The 1,935-nt window shown below is 72.5% G+C and carries 1 protein-coding gene; it reads right to left on the bottom strand.

The window, feature by feature from the left end; all coding sequences use genetic code 11:
- Nucleotides 1-1,859: GMC family oxidoreductase (locus AOK08_RS48610; RefSeq protein ID WP_198539558.1), on the bottom strand; the 1,859-nt coding region annotated here is incomplete at its 3' end.
- Nucleotides 1,860-1,935: the final 76 nt, after the last annotated feature.

Below are 1,935 nucleotides of genomic sequence, written 5' to 3'. Positions count from 1 at the left end.
GGCCGGTCGCGTTCCGAAAGATCGCGTTCGATGCGTTCGGCGCTGCGCAGGGCGAGGGCGGCCATCGTCAGGGTGGGGTTGGAGGTGGCGACCGAGGGCATGCTGCCGCAGCCGACGGCGTACAGGCCGGGATGGTCCCAGCAGCGCTGCCACTCGTCGACCACGGAGGAGGCCGGAGAACCGCCCATGATGTGGGTGCCCGCGGCGTGCCCGGCGCCCCGGTAGGCGTACGGCCGCCCTTCGTGGACGAAGTGTCCCGGCCAGGCCGGGCCGGGTGTGTAGTCGGTGTGGTCCTCGGCGCCGAGCAGCGCGAAGATCTGGTCGGAGACCGCCTTGGCCGCCGCCATCCCGTTCTTGACGTGCTGCGAGAGGCCGTACGTCACCACGGGGCGGGGCAGGCCCAGAGCGTCGCGGCGGTCGTGGTCGAGGGTGATCCGGTTGGCCGGGTCGGCGCTCTGCTCCATTTCGAACTGCAAGGCGAACTGCCGGCCGATGCGATCCCCCAGGGCGGTGCGCAACTCGGCTCCGAACAGCCCGCGTCCGTCCTCGCCCCCGGTGCGCAGCAGCTCCGCCACATCCGCGTCGGCCGGGCCCTTCGCCCACACCCATCCCCAGTTTCCGATCTCGATACGGAACGGGGCGCGGGAGCGGCGGGCCGGGCCGAATCGGAAGCCCTCGAAACCCGAGGTGGAGCCGGGGCCGCGATAGGGCCCGACCGGTTCGGGCATCAGCCCCCAGGTCAGCAGCACCGGATGGTCCATCAGATTGCGGCCGACCTGGTCGCTGCGGTCGGCCAGGTCCGAGAGCAGCAGCAGCCGGGCGTTCTCGATGGCGTGCGCGGCCAGTACGACGATGTCCGCCGTGGCCCTGACCGGCACCGCGGCTGCCCCTGTCGCACCTTCTCCTTCCGTGCCGTACGAGAGGTATTCGACCCCCGTGGCGCGGCCGTTGCCGTCGACGAGGACCCGGCTGACCACGGCACGGTCGACCAGCCGTACGGTCGGCCCCCACTGGGCCTGGGTCTTCAGCGGCGTGTACTTGGCGTGGGACGGGCAGATGGGGATGCAACTGGCGCTGCCCATACAGCGGCTGCCCGTCTCGGGCCGGCCACCCGCGCCGACGGGCACGAACCCCGCCCCACCGTCGTACGAGGAGTTCGGGTCACCGTTGCGGCCCTGCGGCGTGCCGGTCACCCGCAGCTCCACCGGTACACGAGCGGCCGGGTCCTTGACGCACCGTCCGTCGAGCCGCTCGGCCATGACCCGGTCCAGGTGGGCGGCGGGCAGGGAACGCATGGGGAAGACGTAGTCGTCCGGGAACGGCAGACCGACGTGGGCGCGCTGCTCCTCGACGTCCGCGGCCACCCCGATCTCGCGTTCCGCAGCCCGGTAGTAGGGCTCCAACTGGTCATAGCCGAGCGGCCAGTTGCGACCGTAGCCGAAGTCCTCGGTGCGGAAGTCCTCTGGATGCATCCTCGGGGTCAGCCCGGTCCAGACATTGCCGGTGCCACCGTTGACACGTACGTACCCGCTGCCGTACGGAAGTTCACCGCGCTGGACCAGATGACCGTCGGCCCGGTAGCCGCCGCTGCCGAGGCCCGCGAGGTCGGTGACCTCGGGCCAGGGCGCCGCCGGACGGGCCCGATAGGGGGAGCCGGGTACCTTGGCCGCCGCCGATCGGTACGTCTCCAGTGCCTCGAGGTGGCCTCGCGCCGGGTCGGCCGCACGCACTCCGGCCTCCAGCACCAGTACCCGCCGCCCCCGCTCGCCCAGCGCTCTCGCCACCAGCGATCCGGCGATCCCCGCCCCCACCACGATCACGTCGTAACGCGGCCCGGCCGGACGTCCGTTCACCGTCACCGGCCTGGCTCCGCCTTCCGGGTGGGCGCGGCGGGCGGCTCGGCCCACGACCCGAAACCCGGCTGCGCGGTACCGG

Source organism: Streptomyces graminilatus (genome assembly GCF_001418565.1).
In the GTDB taxonomy this organism is placed as follows: Bacteria; Actinomycetota; Actinomycetes; order Streptomycetales; family Streptomycetaceae; genus Streptomyces; species Streptomyces graminilatus.
The sequence above is the reverse complement of the archived record's forward strand: the minus strand, read 5'-3'. Positions and strand labels throughout refer to the sequence as shown.